Annotated in this window: 18 protein-coding genes, 1 pseudogene and 1 riboswitch; of the genes and pseudogenes, 18 read left to right on the forward strand and 1 reads right to left on the reverse strand. The window is 60.3% G+C overall.

Going from position 1 to position 18,153, the window contains the following annotated elements:
- Nucleotides 1–497: pseudogene (locus tag PA598K_RS35930) on the reverse strand (hypothetical protein); the annotation flags it as partial.
- A 194-nt stretch (nt 498–691) separates the two neighbouring features.
- Between PA598K_RS35930 and ald the strand changes: the two are divergent.
- The 18 genes from ald to ribD all read left to right on the forward strand — a co-directional run bounded on the left by ald (nt 692) and on the right by ribD (nt 18,123).
- Nucleotides 692–1,819, forward strand: coding sequence for an alanine dehydrogenase (gene ald, locus PA598K_RS04695; RefSeq protein ID WP_128655814.1), 1,128 nt, complete (start codon nt 692–694; stop codon nt 1,817–1,819).
- A 70-nt stretch (nt 1,820–1,889) separates the two neighbouring features.
- Nucleotides 1,890–2,123 carry a DUF4227 family protein gene (locus tag PA598K_RS04700; protein ID WP_128655815.1) on the forward strand — a complete coding sequence of 78 codons (234 nt, stop codon included), beginning with the start codon at nt 1,890–1,892 and terminating at the stop codon, nt 2,121–2,123.
- Nucleotides 2,124–2,206: 83 nt separating this feature from the next.
- Nucleotides 2,207–3,142, forward strand: coding sequence for a site-specific tyrosine recombinase XerD (xerD, locus tag PA598K_RS04705; RefSeq protein WP_128655816.1), 936 nt, complete (start codon nt 2,207–2,209; stop codon nt 3,140–3,142).
- Nucleotides 3,139–4,314, forward strand: a complete 1,176-nt coding sequence (locus tag PA598K_RS04710) for a phosphopentomutase (protein WP_128655817.1) — start codon at nt 3,139–3,141, stop codon at nt 4,312–4,314. Before xerD ends, PA598K_RS04710 begins: the two co-directional genes overlap by 4 nt.
- A gap of 25 nt (nt 4,315–4,339) precedes the next feature.
- Nucleotides 4,340–5,164 carry a purine-nucleoside phosphorylase gene (locus tag PA598K_RS04715; RefSeq protein WP_128655818.1) on the forward strand — a complete coding sequence of 275 codons (825 nt, stop codon included), beginning with the start codon at nt 4,340–4,342 and terminating at the stop codon, nt 5,162–5,164.
- Between the two features lie 147 nt (nt 5,165–5,311).
- Complete coding sequence (locus tag PA598K_RS04720; protein WP_128655819.1) at nt 5,312–5,491, forward strand: aspartyl-phosphate phosphatase Spo0E family protein; 180 nt, start codon at nt 5,312–5,314, stop codon at nt 5,489–5,491.
- A gap of 17 nt (nt 5,492–5,508) precedes the next feature.
- Nucleotides 5,509–6,858: a pyrimidine-nucleoside phosphorylase gene (locus PA598K_RS04725; RefSeq protein WP_128655820.1), complete on the forward strand. Its 1,350-nt coding sequence runs from the start codon at nt 5,509–5,511 to the stop codon at nt 6,856–6,858.
- 51 nt (nt 6,859–6,909) lie between these two features.
- Complete coding sequence (locus PA598K_RS04730) at nt 6,910–7,749, forward strand: sugar phosphate isomerase/epimerase family protein (RefSeq protein ID WP_128655821.1); 840 nt, start codon at nt 6,910–6,912, stop codon at nt 7,747–7,749.
- 195 nt (nt 7,750–7,944) lie between these two features.
- On the forward strand, nt 7,945–9,123 hold the full coding sequence (locus PA598K_RS04735) for a D-alanyl-D-alanine carboxypeptidase family protein (RefSeq protein ID WP_185601564.1): 1,179 nt from the start codon (nt 7,945–7,947) through the stop codon (nt 9,121–9,123).
- A gap of 182 nt (nt 9,124–9,305) precedes the next feature.
- Nucleotides 9,306–9,659, forward strand: coding sequence for an anti-sigma F factor antagonist (gene spoIIAA / locus PA598K_RS04740; protein WP_128655822.1), 354 nt, complete (start codon nt 9,306–9,308; stop codon nt 9,657–9,659).
- Nucleotides 9,656–10,102 carry an anti-sigma F factor gene (gene spoIIAB / locus PA598K_RS04745; protein WP_128655823.1) on the forward strand — a complete coding sequence of 149 codons (447 nt, stop codon included), beginning with the start codon at nt 9,656–9,658 and terminating at the stop codon, nt 10,100–10,102. The genes spoIIAA and spoIIAB overlap by 4 nt, the downstream gene beginning before the upstream one ends.
- A 21-nt stretch (nt 10,103–10,123) precedes the next feature.
- The gene (gene sigF, locus PA598K_RS04750; protein ID WP_128655824.1) at nt 10,124–10,879 is read left to right on the forward strand and encodes an RNA polymerase sporulation sigma factor SigF; all 756 of its coding nucleotides are present in this window, start codon (nt 10,124–10,126) and stop codon (nt 10,877–10,879) included.
- Between the two features lie 152 nt (nt 10,880–11,031).
- A complete protein-coding gene (locus PA598K_RS04755) occupies nt 11,032–11,670 on the forward strand; it encodes a stage V sporulation protein AA (RefSeq protein ID WP_128655825.1) in 639 nt (212 codons plus the stop codon).
- Complete coding sequence (locus tag PA598K_RS04760) at nt 11,663–12,091, forward strand: stage V sporulation protein AB (RefSeq protein ID WP_128655826.1); 429 nt, start codon at nt 11,663–11,665, stop codon at nt 12,089–12,091. The genes PA598K_RS04755 and PA598K_RS04760 overlap by 8 nt, the downstream gene beginning before the upstream one ends.
- A gap of 30 nt (nt 12,092–12,121) precedes the next feature.
- Complete coding sequence (locus tag PA598K_RS04765; protein ID WP_260405267.1) at nt 12,122–13,834, forward strand: spore germination protein; 1,713 nt, start codon at nt 12,122–12,124, stop codon at nt 13,832–13,834.
- Nucleotides 13,835–13,971: 137 nt separating this feature from the next.
- Nucleotides 13,972–15,306, forward strand: coding sequence for a diaminopimelate decarboxylase (gene lysA, locus PA598K_RS04770; RefSeq protein ID WP_128655827.1), 1,335 nt, complete (start codon nt 13,972–13,974; stop codon nt 15,304–15,306).
- A 601-nt stretch (nt 15,307–15,907) separates the two neighbouring features.
- Nucleotides 15,908–16,339 (forward strand): peptidylprolyl isomerase, encoded by a 432-nt coding sequence (locus PA598K_RS04775; RefSeq protein WP_128655828.1) that lies wholly within the window; start codon nt 15,908–15,910, stop codon nt 16,337–16,339.
- A gap of 326 nt (nt 16,340–16,665) precedes the next feature.
- Nucleotides 16,666–16,866, forward strand: a riboswitch (FMN riboswitch).
- Nucleotides 16,867–17,007: 141 nt separating this feature from the next.
- On the forward strand, nt 17,008–18,123 hold the full coding sequence (ribD, locus tag PA598K_RS04780; RefSeq protein ID WP_260405275.1) for a bifunctional diaminohydroxyphosphoribosylaminopyrimidine deaminase/5-amino-6-(5-phosphoribosylamino)uracil reductase RibD: 1,116 nt from the start codon (nt 17,008–17,010) through the stop codon (nt 18,121–18,123).
- Nucleotides 18,124–18,153: the final 30 nt, after the last annotated feature.

An 18,153-nucleotide genomic window follows, 5' to 3' on the forward strand; every position in this document is an offset into this window, starting at 1 on the left:
TGGCCGTTGTCGTCCTCGTAGGAGCCGATCCCGGTCGTATCGACGCCGCCAGCGATGCGCAGATCGGGATGGCGGGCGATGCCAGTGTCGATGATGGCCAGCCGCACGCAACCGCCTCGCGTGACCGGCCATACGAGAGGCGCTTGCACCTGCCGGATATTCCAGGTGAGACGGGGCGCGGTTTTGCCGCAGCGGCAGTTGGCGCCGCTGCGCTTCTGCAGCGGCTGTGCGGGATGCATTTGCGCTTTGTGGTCTTCCTCGATGTAACGAATGCCGGGATGGGCGCGCAGCGCTTGCCAGGAGACGCGTTTGTCCAGGTGGCAGCTGAGCATCGCCGCCCCGCTCACGCGCTTGGCGGCAGTGACGCCTTTTTTGGCAAGATAGGCGTGGCAGGCGCGGCAATCGTCCTCCTTGCGGAAGACGATCAGATGCCTGATTGTGTGCTTGGTCGGCTTGGCGGCCGCGCAGCGACAGAGGAGTTGCCCAAGTTGCGTCATTTGATGTTCCTCCCTTGATGGGGATTTGCCCTTTGCAGGCTCTAGGTTACGATATGGCGCGGGCGGGCAATGTGGTCTAGGCATCCGTCCGGATACATATTATTGTGCCGATTGAATTAGATTACAGGAGAGGGATAGGCCAACGCGGGCTTGTGCAACAACCTCTATTATCGAGGCAAGAGGAGGAACATCCGATGAAGATAGGCGTGCCTACCGAGATTAAGAGCAGCGAGAGCCGTGTGGCGCTGATCCCTGCAGGCGCAGGGATGCTGAAGCAAGCAGGACATGAGGTGCTGGTGCAGCAAGGAGCAGGAGCAGGCAGCGGGTTTGAGGATGAACAGTATGCGCAGGAAGGCGCGACGATCGTCGCGGACGCTGCCAAGGTATGGAGCGAGGCCGATATGATCCTTAAGGTCAAAGAGCCGCTGCCGGAGGAGTTCGGTTATTTCCGGCCTGGTCTGATCCTGTTCACCTACCTGCATCTGGCCGCTGCGCCGGAGCTGACCCGGGCATTGACGGAGCGCGGCGTCACCGGCATCGCCTATGAGACGATCCAACTGCCGGGCGGCGGGCTGCCGCTGCTGACGCCGATGAGCGAGGTGGCTGGGCGGATGGCTGTGCAAGTCGGCGCGCAATTTCTCGAGTCGTTCTATGGCGGGAGGGGCATCCTGCTCGGTGGCGTGCCTGGCGTGCCTCCGGCAGAGGTCATCGTCATCGGCGGCGGTATCGTCGGCACCAACGCTGCGCGAATCGCGCTCGGGATGGGGGCGAGCGTCGTCATCCTCGAGCGCAGTGCCGATCGTATGCGATATATCGACGAACAGTTCAACGGCCGGATCCGGACGCTCATGTCCAATCCGTACAATATTGCCCATGCCGTGCGCAAGGCTGATCTGTTGATCGGCGCGGTCCTCATCCCGGGCGCTCGGGCTCCGAGGCTCGTCACGGAGGAGATGGTGCAGACGATGAAGAAAGGCGCGGTTATCGTGGACGTAGCGATCGACCAGGGTGGCTCGATCGAGACGATCGATCGGGTGACGACTCATCGGGAGCCGGTATACATCAAGCATGGCGTGCTCCACTACGCTGTCGCCAACATGCCAGGCGCCGTGCCGCGAACCTCGACGCTGGGTCTGACCAATGTCACCTTCCCGTACGCGCTCGAGCTTGCGGACAAAGGCGTCGAAGCGGCTGCAGCGGTCAACGAACCGTTGCGCAAAGGCATCAACACCTACAAAGGGCACGTCACCTACCTCCAGGTAGCCGAAAGCCTCGGCATGTCCTTCATGCCGGTCGAACAGGCGCTTTCCTTGACCACCTAGCTCCGGTACTATTCGACGACTCTCGTTCATAAGGTGAGTAGAAGACAACCTTAGAGCCGGAGGGATGGAGATGATCGTATCGCTGCGCCGCTGCTGGGCGTTCATTCAGTTTGTCGTGCTGTTCCTCATGCTGACCATGATTGCCGTGACGCTGTACGGCTGGGTGACCGAGTGGATCAATCCGGTCAATCCTTACGCGCTTCCGCATGGCCAGGCGCTCAAAGTATTCCAGGCCGACCAGCCCGGCGCGGATTCCCGGACATTGCTCGAACGATTGCAATGGTTTTACTGGATGGGCGAATAGCCGACGTTTCCGCGGCAGGAAGCAGGAAACCGGAGGGCGTCTGTGGAATAGTAGGGTAACGCTTGGTGGAAAGGAAAGGTCATGTGGAAGCGCACATAGAGTCATTCATAGAACATCTGGCCGACGAGCGGCAGCTGAGCGCCAGCACGCTTGACGCCTATGCCCGGGATGTAGCCGGGTTTGTCGTATATGCGTCTGGCGAAGGCGTCGCAGACATCGAGCAGATCACGCGGCATCATCTGGCGCGATATATCTTGCTGCTCCGGCAGCGCGGGCGCGCAGGCGCGACCATTACGCGCAACATCGTCTCGCTGCGGGCGTTTTTTCATTATCTGGTCCGCAGTGGACGTCTGCTCCAGGATCCGTCGATCCATCTGGAGATGCCCAAGCAGGAGAAAAAGTTACCGCATATCCTGACGGTCGAAGAGGTGCGGCGACTGCTCGAGGCTCCCGATACCGGCGATGCGCCGGGCCGTCGCGACGCAGCGATGCTGGAGCTGCTCTATGCGACAGGGATGCGCGTGTCGGAGCTGACGATGCTGGACTGCGAGCATCTCCATCTGGAGCTTCGCTTCCTGCGCTGCATCGGCAGCAACGGCAACGAGCGCATCATCCCGATCGGCGAGGGAGCGCTGCAGGCGCTGCAGCGCTATCTGAGCGCGGGCAGGCCGCAGCTGCTGCGAGCGGATAAGCCGTCGGAGGCGCTGTTCCTTAACCAGCAGGGCGGCCGCATGACCCGGCAAGGGTTCTGGAAGCTGATCAAAAAATATGCACAAGCCGCAGGCATCGAGGCGGAGATTACGCCGCATTCGTTGCGACATGCCTTCGCCGCCCATCTGCTCGATGCAGGCGCAGACCTGCGCGCCGTGCAAGAGATGCTGGGGCATGCCGATATCTCCACCACACAGATGTATATCGGACCTTCGAAGGCCCGAATGAAAGATGTGTATGACCGCGCTCACCCTCGCGCTGCGCTGCATACGGCGGGGGCGCGGGAAGAAGAGGGGGACCAACCATGAGATACAAGCGCATCGCCGTCATCGTCCTGGATAGCGTCGGCATCGGAGCGCTGCCGGACAGCGCCGACTTCGGCGATGAGGGCACACATACGCTCGGCTCGATCGCTGCCGCCAATCCCGGCTTTGACTTGCCGAAGCTGCGGGAGTGGGGGCTCGCTCATATCGCGCCGATCCATGACTGGCAGCCGACCGGACAGCCAGTCGCCGCTTATGGCAAGATGGCTGAGGCTTCGGTCGGCAAGGATACGATGACAGGCCATTGGGAGCTGATGGGCCTGCGCATCGATGTGCCGTTCCAGACGTTCCCGGACGGCTTCCCGCAAGAGCTGCTGCAGGAGCTGGAGGCGCGCACCGGGCGCAGCATCATCGGCAACAAGCCGGCCAGCGGCACGGAGATTCTCGAGGAGCTGGGGGCGCAGCAGATGGAGAGCGGCGCCTGGATCGTCTATACGTCGGCGGACAGCGTGCTGCAGATTGCCGCGCACGAGGACATCATCCCGCTTGAGGAGCTGTATCGCGGCTGCGAGATCGCCCGCGAGCTGACGATGGACCCGCGTTTTGCCGTAGGCCGCGTCATCGCCAGACCTTATGTCGGCGAGCCTGGGGCGTTCGTCCGGACCTCCGGGCGACATGACTATGCGGTCGAGCCGCCGGAGCCGACGGTACTGGACTCGCTTGCCGAGGCGGGCTACGAGGTGCGGTCGGTCGGCAAGATTCATGATATTTTTAGCGGACAGGGCATCACCTCCTCCAGGCCGACCAAGAGCAACGAGGACGGCATCGCTGCGACGGTGGCGGCGCTGGGCGAGTCGTTCCGCGGACTGCTGTTCACCAATCTGGTCGACTTCGACTCGCTCTACGGTCATCGCCGCGACCCTGCCGGCTATGCCGGGGCGCTCGAGGTGTTCGACCGCGCCATGCCGGAGCTGACGGCGGCGCTAGCAGACGATGATCTGTTGATCATCACTGCCGATCACGGCAATGACCCTACCCATACGGGCACCGACCATACGCGAGAGTATGTGCCGCTGCTGGCATATAGTCCTTCGCTGCGTCAGCCAGTCTCGCTCGGCACACGTGCGACCTTTGCCGATGTGGCGGCGACGATCGCCGACAATTTCGGCGTGCGCGGCACGGGACGGGGCACAAGCTTTTTACAGCATTTGCAATGATCTATAGAATCGGAGGCGTTATGCTTTGAACCAACTGACAACTGCACATATCCAGGAAGCTGCGGAGTATATCCGCGCCAAGACGGCTGACCGTCCGGAGATTGGGCTCATCCTCGGCTCAGGCCTAGGCGTGCTCGGCGATCACATGACTGACGTGACGGTCATCCCGTACCATGACATCCCGCACTTCCCGATCTCGACTGTGGAGGGCCATGCCGGCGAGCTGCTGATCGGCACGCTGGCCGGTCGCAAGGTCGTCCTGATGCGCGGCCGCTTCCACATGTACGAGGGCTACGGTCCAGAGCTTACGGCTTTCCCGGTACGCGTCATGAAGGCGCTCGGCGCAGGCGCGCTCATCGTCACCAATGCGGCAGGCGGCATCGATACCGGCTTCGGTACAGGCGATCTGATGCTGATCACCGATCATATCAACCTGACCGGCCGCAATCCGCTGATCGGACCTAACGACGACGAGTTGGGCGCGCGCTTCCCCGACATGTCGGAGGCGTATAGCAAGCGGCTGCGGCAGATCGCTACCGAGCAGGCGGCGGCCCAAGGCTTCGAGCTGCGTTCGGGCGTCTATGCGGGCTTGCTGGGGCCGTCCTACGAGACGCCGGCAGAGATCCGGATGCTGCGGACGCTGGGCGCTGACGCGGTCGGCATGTCGACCGTGGCCGAGGTCATCGCGGCGCGTCATAGCGGTCTCGAGGTGCTCGGCATCTCCTGTATTAGCAACATGGCCGCAGGCATCCTCGACCAGCCGCTCTCGCATGCGGAAGTGATGGGAACGACGGAGCGCGTCAAGTCGAAGTTCCTCGGCTTGGTGCTGGCCGTCATCCCGCAGATCTAACTTTCCCAGGCATCGCCTGGCGGCTGTCGAGGCTTTGTTATCGAACTGTAACAATCTGCTCGACGCATTGTGACATTTTTTATTCGGCAGAACTCTTATAATGTTCCATGGTGTAAGGTGAATGAGAACATGGAGTGAGTCGAGCTGATGGATAAGCAATGGACGAGGCAAATGGAAAGTCTGCGCAAGCAAATGATCGATACGGCGCTGGGCAAGCAGACGCTGCTGCACTGTGATGTGCTGCGGCTCAGCGAAGCGCTGGACCGGCTGATCGTCAAGGTTCAGGCCGAAAAGCTGGCTGCCCGCAAGCGCCCCAAACCATCTTAGCGGGAGGACGTCTTGCCATGCGGACTGTTGATATCATTCGAAAAAAGAGGAACGGTGAAGAACTGACGAAGGCGGAGCTGTCGCATCTCATCGAAGGCTACTGTCGCGGCGATATCCCGGACTATCAGGCGGCCGCGTGGGCGATGGCCGTGTACTTCCAGGGACAGACCGCCCGCGAGACCGCCATACTCACCGAGCTGATGGCGCATTCGGGCGACACGCTCGATCTGAGCGACATCCCCGGCATCAAGGTGGACAAGCATAGCACAGGCGGCGTAGGCGATAAGACGACGCTCATCATCGCTCCGCTGGTCGCTGCGGCAGGCGTGCCGGTGGCCAAGATGTCCGGGCGCGGACTCGGCCATACCGGCGGCACGATCGACAAGTTGGAAGCGATCCCAGGCTTGCGGACCGAGCTCTCTCGCGATGCTTTTATGAAGCAGGTGCGCGAGATCGGTCTGGCGGTGATGGGGCAGAGCGGCAATATGACGCCTGCCGACAAGCAGCTGTATGCGCTGCGGGATGTGACCGCTACTGTCGAATCGGTGCCGCTGATCGCCAGCTCGATTATGAGCAAGAAGATCGCTGCCGGGGCGGATCGAATCGTACTCGATGTCAAGGTCGGCTCCGGCGCATTTATGAAAAAGGCGGAGGCGGCGGAGGAGCTCGCTTCGGCGATGGTGGCCATCGGCGAGCAGGTGGGCCGCCATACGTCGGCGATCATCAGTGACATGGACCAGCCGCTTGGACAGGCGATCGGCAATGCGCTGGAGGTCGAAGAAGCGATCCGCACGCTGCGCGGCGAAGGCCCGGCCGATCTGACCGCGCTCTGTCTGGAGCTGGCGGCTCAGATGATCGTGCTCGGCGGCAAGGCGAATACAGCTAGCGAGGCGAAGCGGATGCTGGAGACGCTGCTGCAGGATGGCAGCGCGCTGGCCAAGCTACGGGAGATGGTCGCCGTGCAGGGCGGCGATCCGGCGGTGACGGAGACGCCACAGGCGGTGCTGCCTCAGGCTGCGACACGCACAGAGGTCGTCGCGGACGCGGACGGCGTGATCCAGTCGATCGACGCCGAGCAGCTCGGCTCCGCGGCGATGCATATGGGAGCCGGACGAGCGACCAAGACCGATGCGATCGACTATGCGGCGGGCATCATCATGCTCCGTAAAGTTGGCGACCGTGTCGCCGCCGGGGAGACGATTGCGCTGCTATGCCACAATAAGTCGCATGCCGAGGCGGAGCAAGCGGTCGCGCTGGCAGCAGCCGCTTATCGAATCGGTGAACAGGTGATCGAAGCACGGCCGCTCGTGCTCTCGATCGTAACTAGCGAAGGCATCCGCCGCCTTGATCCGAAAGGAGACGCTTGAGCGGACGACAGCAGCTGTTGTTGATCTAAGACATCATGGAGGGGATAATGGATGAGATTGGCAGGTCCTGTATTCATCGACGAGCAAGAGCTGGAGCCAGACCGCTGGATCGCAGCGCATCAGAGCGCCGGCTACCGGGCTGCGCTCTGCCCGGTCGGCCACGAAGCCGACGATCAGACGGTAGCAACCTATCGTCAAGCGGCGGCCCGAGCCGACCTCTTGATCGCAGAGGTAGGGGCATGGAGCAACCCGATCAGTCCCGATGAAGGGACGCGCAAGCAAGCGATCGATCATTGTATCCGGCGGCTGGAGCTGGCAGACCGGATCGGCGCCCGCTGCTGCGTCAATATTGCCGGTTCGCGCGGCGAGCAATGGGACGGTCCGCATGCGGACAACTTCAGCGACGATACCTTTGCCCTCATTGTCGATACGGTGCGGCTCATCATCGATCAGGTGAATCCGAGCCAGACGTTTTTTACGTTGGAGACGATGCCCTGGATCGTCCCGGACAGCGCCGACAGTTATCTGGCGTTGATCCAGGCAATCGATCGCGCTTCGTTTGCGGTCCATTTCGACCCGGTCAACATGATTGCCAGCCCGCGGACCTACTACGCCAACGGCGCGATGATCCGCGACTTCGTGCGGCGTCTAGGCCCGCATATCAAAAACTGTCACGCCAAGGATATCCGGATCGGCAGTCAGTTGACCGTCCATCTGGAGGAAGTCATCCCGGGTACGGGAGCGCTTGACTATCGGACGTTCCTGCAGGAGCTGAGCGGTCTCGATCCCGACACCCCGCTGATCCTCGAGCATCTGCAGAGCGAGGCGGACTATCGCCAGGCCGCCGACTATGTGCGGCGCACAGCGCGGGAGCTGTCGATCGAGGTATAACTTGCGCATTGCGGTGGCTGGTCGGCACACGTATATAGATGTTTTTAGCGCCTTCGGGCGCTTTTTTTTATGGGATCCGTTGGGAATATTTTGCATCCGATTCGTCAACACTGGTGAGGAGAACTGCAGCCGGTCTTGCCGCAGCGTCAGAATGGGAGGGCATCGGACCGGCGCTCATACCAGGAGGGAAACGTAATGATCAAGACGACAGGGTACAAGGGCATGCTTCTTGCCGTTATTATCGCATTGCTGGCCGCATCCACTGTGCGCGCCGAAGAAAAGCCAAGCGCAGCCGCTACGCCGGAGCTGGCGCCGTCGGCGCTGTCGGCGATCCTGATGGACGCGGACAGCGGCACGATCATTTTCGATAAGAATAGTCACGCCAAGCTGCCGCCAGCCAGCATCACCAAGGTGATGACAATGCTGCTGATCGTCGAGGCGCTGGATGCGGGTACGTTGAAGCTGACGGACAAGGTGCAGACCAGCGAGTACGCCGCCTCGATGGGCGGCTCGCAGATTTTCCTGGAGCCGGGCGAGGAGATGAGCGTCGAAGAGATGCTTAAGGGCATCGCGCTCGCCTCCGGCAATGACGCTTCGGTAGCGATGGCGGAGAAGATCGCCGGCACCGAGGAGGCGTTCGTCCAGATGATGAATGAGCGGGCGAAGGAGCTGGGGCTGAAAAATACGCATTTCGTGAATTGCAACGGACTGCCGGCCGACAACCACTACTCCTCGGCGCATGATATCGCGGTTATGTCCCGCGAGCTGCTCAAGCATGAGGAGATTACGCGCTATACGGGACTGTATCAGGATCATCTGCGCAAAACGTCGGACAAGCCGTTCTGGCTCGTCAATACGAACAAGCTCGTACGCTTCTATAGCGGGGCGGACGGCCTGAAGACTGGCTATACGAGTGAAGCGAAGTTCTGCCTGACAGCGACAGCCAAGCGCGACAATCTGCGAGTCGTCGCCGTCGTCATGGGGGAGCCTAATACGAAAACCCGCAATAACGAGGTATCGCAAATGCTCGACTATGCCTTCGCGCAATATACCAATCACCCGATCTTCAAGACCGGCGACACGATCGGCCAGATGCAGGTGAACAAGGGCGAGCAGGCCGAGTTGCCGATCGTAGCCAAGCATCCGTACAGCGTCCTGCTTAAGAAGGGTACGCCGGCGGACGATATCCGCCATGAGCTGCGACTCGACGGCCCGCTGCAGGCGCCTGTCCAGTCCGGACAACCGATCGGCAAGCTGATCGTCTTCCAGAAGGACCGGGTCCTCGGCGAATTCGACGTCACGGCGCCGCAGACGGTCGAGCGCGCAGGCTGGTGGACGTTGCTGAAGCGGGTCGCCGGCGATCTGTTCGACTGAGTCTAGCTGACATTGCTGTTAGTCCGCTCAAAGGGAGCCTGCCTAAGCGCGGTTCCCTTTATCGCCGGAGAGTGCGTTTTTTGTCGCTCTCTAGCGCTCTGCTTCTAGTTTTGTCGGCGGGCAGGAATGTGCAGGCAGGATGTGGAATCCCTCTCTAACCACAGGGAGGAGTGAGCAGGTCAATGAGTCTTCAAATGGAACTGGAACATCACCGCAACGTGCTGATCGTCCGATTGCGCGGCGAGCTCGATCACCATACCGCCGATACGGTGCGGCATCGGATGGAAGAAGCGATCCTGCGCGGCAACAGCGACCATGTCATCCTGAGTCTGAAGGAGCTGAGCTTTATGGACAGCTCTGGCCTGGGGGTCATCCTGGGCCGCTACAAGCTGCTCAAGAGCAGAGGCGGCAAGATGGTCGTATGCGACGTGAGCAAAAGCGTCCATCGGCTGCTCGAGCTGTCGGGCCTGTTCAAAATATTGACAATACATGATAATGAGCGAATGGCGCTCACAAGTCTGGAGGTCGTATCATGAGCGGAACGAACTTTATGACGCTGTCGTTCGCGGCCCGATCAGAGAACGAAGCGTTCGCCCGGGTCGCCGTGGCTGCGTTCGTCTCCCAGCTGGACCCGACGATGGAGGAGTTAAACGACCTGAAGACGGTCGTCTCGGAAGCGGTCACCAATGCGATCATCCACGGCTATGATGCCAACCCCGATGGGGTCGTCACGATCGAGGCGTCGATCGATACCGATACGGTGTCGATTACGATTAGCGATCAGGGACAGGGCATCGAGGATCTGGAGTTGGCGCGCCAGCCGCTGTATACGTCGAAGCCGGAGCTGGAGCGCTCGGGTATGGGATTTACGATTATGGAAAACTTCATGGACCGCTTCGAGGTGGACAGCACTGCCGAGCGGGGGACGCGGATCGTCATGAGCAAGCGCATCGAATCGAAAAAGGCGCTGTACAATTAGGCGCGTAGGGGTTGGGACCTCATGGATGTATCAATGAAGCAGCAGGCGCAGCATTATCTGGACGATAGGGAAGTCAAACGGTTGATCGCGCTCAGTCAGACCGGAGACAGCGGGGCGCGCGACACGCTGGTGAACTGCAATATCCGGCTCGTATGGTCGGTCGTGCAGCGGTTCATCAATCGCGGCTACGAGCCGGAGGATCTGTTCCAGATCGGTTGCATCGGCTTGCTCAAGTCGGTCGACAAGTTCGATCTGTCCTACGACGTGAAGTTCTCCACCTATGCGGTGCCGATGATCATCGGCGAGATCCAGCGCTTCCTGCGCGATGACGGCACGCTCAAGGTGAGCCGCTCGCTCAAGGAGTTGGCCAACAAGGTGCGCAAGACGCGCGACGAGCTGTCCCGCACGCTCGGTCGGATGCCGACGATCAAGGAGGTCGCCGCCGAGCTGGGGATCACGCCAGAGGATGTGGTGCTGGCGCAGGAGGCCAACAAGCCGCCGACCTCGATCCACGAGACGGTGTTCGAAAATGATGGCGACCCGATCACGCTGATGGATCAGATCGCCGACGATACGCAGGACAAATGGTTCGAGAAGCTGGCGCTTAATGAAGCGATCGGCGCGCTCTCGGAGCGGGAGCGACTGATTGTCTACCTCCGCTATTACAGGGATCAGACGCAATCGGAGGTCGCGGCCCGGCTGGGCATCTCGCAGGTGCAGGTGTCGCGGCTGGAGAAAAAAATATTGCAGTCTATCAAGGATCAGATCGCGCAATAGCGCGGCCTGGTCCTTTTTCCTTGCGAGCAGCAGCGCCGAAAATTACCATCCGAGTCATGACTACCCGCCGCTGGGATATCTCATACTATCGATAGAAGCTCCGGGCGATGGAAGCTCCGGTGCATCGATGTGCGAGGGATGGAGGGAGCGGCATGGACAAATCGGCAGGCGGCACCGTTTATTTGCGTCTACGCAAACGAATCACGCTGGCGCCGGGCGGGGAGCTGAAGCTCGCCGACATCGCGAGGCTCGTCGCTACCGGGCGGCGCGCGCGCGAGCTGGGCGACTTGACGATCTACAGGCATGCGCCAGAGCATGGCAACCGTTACGTCATCGACATCTTGCATATTATCCAGCGTATTCGCACGGCGGAGCCGACGCTGACGATCGAGCCGTATGGCGATCCGCAGGTGCTCGTGATGATCTCGGACAAGCCGGGCAAGCCGCGTATGGTCGTGCTGATGTTTGCCTGGCTGCTGCTGTTCTTCGGCTCGGGATTGGCGATTATGAACTTCCATGCCGATGTGAGCATGCAGCAGGTCCATATCCGGCTCTCGGAGCTGCTGACCGGACATTCGATCCGCCACCCGCTCTGGTTCCAGATTCCGTACTCGCTTGGCGTCGGGATCGGCATGGTGCTGTTTTTCAACCACCTGTTCCGCAAACGGTTCAATGAAGAGCCCAATCCGCTCGAGGTCGAGCTGTACATGTATGAAGAGAATGTCAATGCATGCGTCATCGCCGATGAGATGCGCAAAACCGGGCGGACCGGAGCGGATGGGGATGGCTGACTGGCTCGCATATCCGCTGCTCGTCTTCCTGGGACTGGCAGGTGGCGTGGCGGTCGGCAGCGGCATGGTGGCGCTGCTCGTCATCCTCGACCTGATCCCTCGGCTGGCTCAGCTGGCGCGGGCATACGGACACTCGGTTTGGTTTGAATCGGCTGTCATCGCGGGCTCGGTCTATTGGTCGTTCGCGGACTTCCTCGATTGGCGGCTCCGGCTCCCGGGCGTCGCTCAGCTGGCGGGGATCGGGCTGATCGACGGTATCTTCATCGGCATGCTGGCGGCTGCGCTGACCGAGGTGCTCAATGTACTGCCGATCCTGGCAAAGCGTCTGCACCTGAGCAAATATATGGTCGCCCTGGTCATGGCGATGGTGCTCGGCAAAATCGCCGGCTCGCTGTTCGACTGGCTGGTGTACCAATGGTAAGCCATACTGACATCAAAAGAGGTGTAGCATATGGATGAGCAACAACGGGATCGCGAGTCGGAAAATCCCTCTGCGCCGCACGCGATAGGGCAGGGGAAGACGGAGCTGGAGGGGTATGGAACGGAGCAAGCAGGCCAAGATACAGAGCAAGCAGGCCAAGATACAGAGCAAGCAGGTCAAGATCCAAACCAAGCAGGTCAAAATACTGAGCAAGCGGCTCAAGGAGTACGCACAAAGGAAGGTTCGTCGAAGCAAGCGAGAGACAAGCGCCGGGTGCCGGCCAAGCTGGATGAGGTCAAGCGGCTGCTGAAGGAGGAGCTCGGTCTCGACAAAAGCTTCGATGTGGTCGCCCGCGAGATGACCTTTGGCGGCCGTCGGACGATCCTGTTCTATATGAATGGCTTCGCCAAGGACGAGATTCTGACCGAGATGCTGACGCGCCTCTCCTATCTGGAGGACGACGAGCTGTCGGCGCATGCCGTTCACGGCTTCCTGCACCACTATGTGCCGGCGATCCAGGTCGAGGCAGAGGAGGACTATGACGGCGTAATCGATGCGGTGCTGGCTGGCAACACAGCGCTGTTCATCGATGAGGAGCGGACGGCGCTGATCATTGACGCCAAAAACTTCCCTGGCCGCAACCCCGAAGAGCCTACGCTCGAGCGGGTCGTCCGTGGCAGCCGGGACGGGTTCGTCGAGACATTGATGACTAATGTCACGCTCGTCCGTCGACGTCTGCGCGATCCGGGGCTGCGCTATGTGATGACGCGGGCCGGGCGACGGACGCAGACGGATGTGTGTATCGCCTACATCGACGATATCGCCGACCCGCAGCTCGTCGAATCGATCCGCAGCAAGATTGACGAGGTTGAGTTGGATGGACTGCCCTTGGCAGACAAGCAACTGGAGGAGGCGACGGTGCAGCGCGGCTGGAATCCGTATCCGCTCGTTCGCTACACCGAGCGGCCCGATGTCGTCGCTGCGCAGCTGATGGAGGGCAATGTCGCCGTATTTGTGGACACGACGCCCAGCGTCATGCTGCTTCCGACGACGTTTTTTGATCTGGTACAGCATGCCGAGGAGAATCGCCAGACGCCGTTCATCGGCACCTATCTGCGCTGGATCCGTTACTTTGGCATCCTCTCGTCGCTTTTCCTGCTGCCGCTCTGGTTCCTGTTCGTCATGCAGCCTGAGCTGCGACCGGCGTTCCTCGGCTTCATCGGGCCGCAGGAGAGCGTCAAACTGCCGCTGATCGCGCAGTTCCTGATCGCTGAGGTCGGCGTCGATCTGATGCGCATGGCGTCCGTGCATACGCCGACGCCGCTGGCGACGGCGATGTCGCTGATCGCCGCCATTCTGATCGGCGATATCGCAGTGCAGAGCGGCTTTTTTGTCAACGAAGTTGTCATCTACATGGCGATTGCGGCGATCGGCATGTTCGCAACTCCCAGCTACGAGCTGGGGCTGGCCAACCGGATCGTCCGGCTGCTGCTGCTGGTGGCGGTCGCCTTGTTCAAGCTGCCCGGCTTTCTCATCGCGACGACGATTGTTTTTATTATCCTGGTGAAGGAGCGTTCCTTTAACCATCCTTATATGTGGCCGTTCATCCCGTTCGACATGCGCGGCATGTTGAATGTACTGATCCGTGTGCCGGTGCTGTTCAATCGGAAGCGGCCAAATCTCCTGAAGCCCCAGCAGATCGACAAAATGCCGGACCATAAAGGCGGCGGACCGCTGCAATAAATACAAATGAACGGCGCATAATCCATATCGCTGCGGCTGCAAATACGGTATACTGGAAGTCATATGGCAGCTTTGCGACTTGAAGTGACGAGTCGCGCGAACCAGACTTCCAGATTGCAGAAAGCGGAGGGAATACGATGTATTTGCATGGGACAAGCAAAATTAACGATCAAGGCCACCTCGAAATCGGCGGCAAGGACGTAACCGAGCTGGCGGCCGAATACGGCACGCCGCTCTATATTGTAGATGAAGCGCTCGTCCGTCAGCGGGCGCGCGAGTATGTAGAGGCGTTCCAGGCTTCCGGCCTGAAGTTCCAGGTCGCGTACGCGAGCAAGGCATTCAGCGTGATGGCGATGTGCGTCATCGCAGAGGAAGAGGGACTGTCGCTTGACGTCGTCTCCGACGGCGAGCTGTATACGGCGCTCAAGGCCGGCTTCCCGGTGGAGCGCATCCATTTCCACGGCAACAACAAGACCCCGGACGAGATCAACATGGCGCTCGACGCTGGCATCGGCTGCTTCGTCGTCGACAACTTCACCGAGCTGCACTTGCTTGATGCGTTGGCGGCGGACAAGGGCAAAAAAGTAAAAATCCTGCTTCGCATTACGCCTGGCGTAGAGGCGCACACGCATGAATATATCTCTACCGGCCAGCAGGACTCGAAGTTCGGCTTTGACCTGGGCAACGGCGCTGCCTATGAGGCGATCCAGCAGGGCATCGCGCTGCAAAACATCGAGCTGTTGGGCGTACATTCCCATATCGGCTCACAGATCTTCGAGGTCGAAGGCTTCCGCATGGCGGTGGACAAAGTATCGCAGTTCGCAGTCAAGATCAAGGAAGAGCTCGGACTGACATTCCAGGTCATCAACCTCGGCGGCGGCTTCGGCATCCGCTACACCGCAGAGGATGCGCCGCTGCAGGTCCGCGAGTACGTCGAGGCGATCACGGACTCGATCAAGAGCAACTTCTCCACAGCCGGCTACCCGCTGCCGGAGATCTGGGTCGAGCCGGGCCGCAGCATGGTCGGCGATGCTGGCACGACGCTGTACACGGTCGGCACGAGCAAAGATATCCCGGGCGTGCGCAAGTATGTCGCTGTTGACGGCGGCATGACCGACAACCCGCGTCCGGCGCTGTACGAATCGAAGTACGAGGCGATGCTGGCCAACCGCGCCGGTGAAGCGGCGGAGGAGACCGTCTCGATCGCTGGCAAATGCTGCGAGAGCGGCGATATGCTGATCTGGGATCTCGAGCTGCCGAAGTCCAAGAGCGGCGATCTGCTCGCAGTGTTCTGCACAGGCGCGTACAACTACGCGATGGCGAGCAACTATAACCGGATCCGTCGTCCAGCCGTCGTCTTCGTCAAGGACGGCCAGGCGGATCTCGCGGTCAAGCGCGAGTCGCTCGACGACATCGTCGGCAATGACCTCATCCCGGCCCGCCTGTTGAAAGCGTCGACGGTTCAATCCTGATCCGTATCGACTGAGCAACGCCAGACAAGAGCTGGCCAGCGGCAAGCAAGGGAAGAGTTGCGCCCAGTAAGGGAAGGGCGCGTTGAGCAAGTTATGGCTAGGCAAGACGAGAGGGGCGGTCATTTGATCGCCCCTGGCGTTTGTTGCTCGTTTGCCTTCCCGGAAAAAAGCAAATTGCGGAGCAATGAGCCACAGCTGCGTCCCTAAGACGCGCCAATGTCATGTCGGCGTCCGAACGAAAGTTTCTTTCATTACGGAGCCGAAAAGCGCCGTTGCTTACGCTCGAACGAAAGTTTCTTTCATTACGGAGCCGAAAAGCGCCGTTGCTTGCGCTCGAACGAAAGTTTCTTTCATTCCGGAGCCGAAAAGCGCCACTGTCGGCGTCCCAACGAAAGTTTCTTTCGCTCCAGCGCCGAGCAGGCCATTGTCTCCGCCCCAGCGCTTGTTTTTGACCCATGCGAGATGAGACCCACAGCTGACCGAGCTGTTTTGCGGCTTCGGCGAGCGGTCATCGGCTGCCTGCTTGGGGCGACTTTGCGTAAGGCGGCTAATTGTAGTAAGATGTAACCATACATACGAAAAATATCAAGGAGTGATCTGCATGGCAAAGCAAGCAAAAATCACAATGGACAACGGTGCGGAAATCGTACTCGACCTGTTCGATCAGGATGCGCCTAATACAGTAGCAAACTTCGAGAAGCTGGCCAACAGCGGCTTCTACAACGGACTGAACTTCCACCGCGTCATCCCGGGCTTCGTCGCTCAGGGCGGCTGTCCGGACGGCACTGGCGCAGGCGGACCTGGCTACCAGATCGACTGCGAGATCAACCCGAACAAGCATGAGCGCGGTACGCTGGCGATGGCGCACGCCGGACGCAATACGGGCGGCAGCCAGTTCTATATCTGCTACCAGCCGCAGCCGCATCTCGACGGCGGCCATACCGTATTCGGCAAAGTCGTCAAAGGGATGGAGCATGTTGACGCGTTCAAAGGACGTGACAAGATGTCTAAGGTCGAAATCGTCGAAGCGTAAATCTGCAAAGTGGAGCTGTTGAGGGCGTGACTCGTCAGGCTGCTGCCAGTGTGCTTACTGCATGTTGGTAGCTTCGTCGCCCCGTCGCTCCACTCGCAGCCTGCTAAGCGGGCTGTGACGCCCCGTCGCTCTACTTGACACATGCGTCTCTGCCTAACACCTGGCGGCAGATAATGCCTCCCAATAGCCTTCAATGCGTGTCAGGCTTGTCTAGACGACAATGGAAGCGACATGATATTGGCGACATGACAAAATGATTTCTACTGTGACAATTTGCATTGCATTTTCATAGTTTCAATGGTAAGATTTCTAACAAAAGTAATGCAGCTTTCCTTCGGGGTAGGTGAAATTCCTAACCGGCGGTGATCGGATGCAGCGCCCATCTCGACGATCGAGACGGTCTGTGCCCGTCAGTCCGTGACCCGGTGGTCTTGCGGCTCACTCTTCCTAGAGAGGCCGACTTGACCAACGGTGGACCTGGTGCAACTCCGGGACCGACAGTACAGTCTGGATGGGAGAAGGAGATGCTTGAAGATTTCATATTCTACGGCTTTTAGCGATTGTTCTTTTTTTCACAATTCGACTGAAGCTTGTTTGAATTTGCCGTCATCATGTATCCCGCTTGATCCAACCCCCGAAGGCCGCTGCTTCGGGGGTGCTTTGCGTTGATCGATATTATCAATGACGAATACTACATGAGGCTGGCACTCGATGTCGCCACCAAAGCCAAGGGTCAAACAGGAATCAATCCGGTCGTCGGCTGCGTGATCGTCAAGGCGGGACGCATCATCGGCATTGGCACGCATCTGCGACGCGGCGGCGCTCATGCCGAGGTGCATGCGCTTGAAATGGCGGGCGAGGAGGCCAGAGGCGCGACCGTATACGTCACGCTGGAGCCGTGCAGCCATCACGGCATGACGCCCCCCTGCTCCGAGCGGATCATCGCGGCCCGGGCGGCCAAGGTCGTCGTAGCGATGGAGGATCCCAATCCGAAGGTCGCTGGACGCGGCATCGCGCGACTGCGCGAGAGCGGCGTCGAGGTGAAAGTCGGCGTACTGGGCGCAGAGGCCCGCAAGCTCAACGAAGCTTTCATCAAGTACATTACGACCGGTCGTCCATTCGTGACGCTGAAGACGGCGAGCACGCTCGACGGCAAAATCGCCGCCAAAAGCGGCGATAGCCAGTGGGTGACCGGGCCGAAGGCGCGGGAGATGGTGCACACGCTCCGCCATCAGCATGAAGGCATCATGGTCGGCGTCGGTACGGCGCTCGCCGACGACCCACTGCTGACGACGAGGCTGTCGGTGCCGGCGCTCCATCCGGTGCGGATCGTCGTCGACTCGTCGCTGCGACTGCCTGTGACGGCGCGGCTGCTGCAGGACGGCGCGACGCGAACCTATATCCTGACGACCGAGCGTGCCGATCCGGCCAAGATCAAGACGCTGGAGGCGGCAGGCGTCAAGGTGGTGGCCAGCGGGGCCGGCAAGCATGTCGATCTGCGAATCGCGATGCAACGGCTAGGGCAACTGGAGGTCGGCTCGATCCTGCTCGAGGGCGGAGGCAGGCTTAACGGCGCGATGCTGGAGGCGGCGCTCATCGACAAGGTGATGCTGTTCTACGCGCCTAAGATTATCGGCGGTGCCGCAGCCCCTGTCAGCTTTGCGCTGAATGGCTGGGACCGGATGGCCGATGCGGTCCAGATCGGCCAGATGGAGGTCGAGGTCGTAGGCGAGGACATCTGTCTGACCGGCTACCCTGTTTACCCTGGGCAGACTAAGCGTTAGAGCTGTCCAACTGTTCATCCTAAGGAGGTG

Origin of the sequence: Paenibacillus sp. 598K (genome assembly GCF_003851045.1) — a bacterium.
Classification (GTDB): Bacteria; Bacillota; Bacilli; order Paenibacillales; family Paenibacillaceae; genus Paenibacillus_D.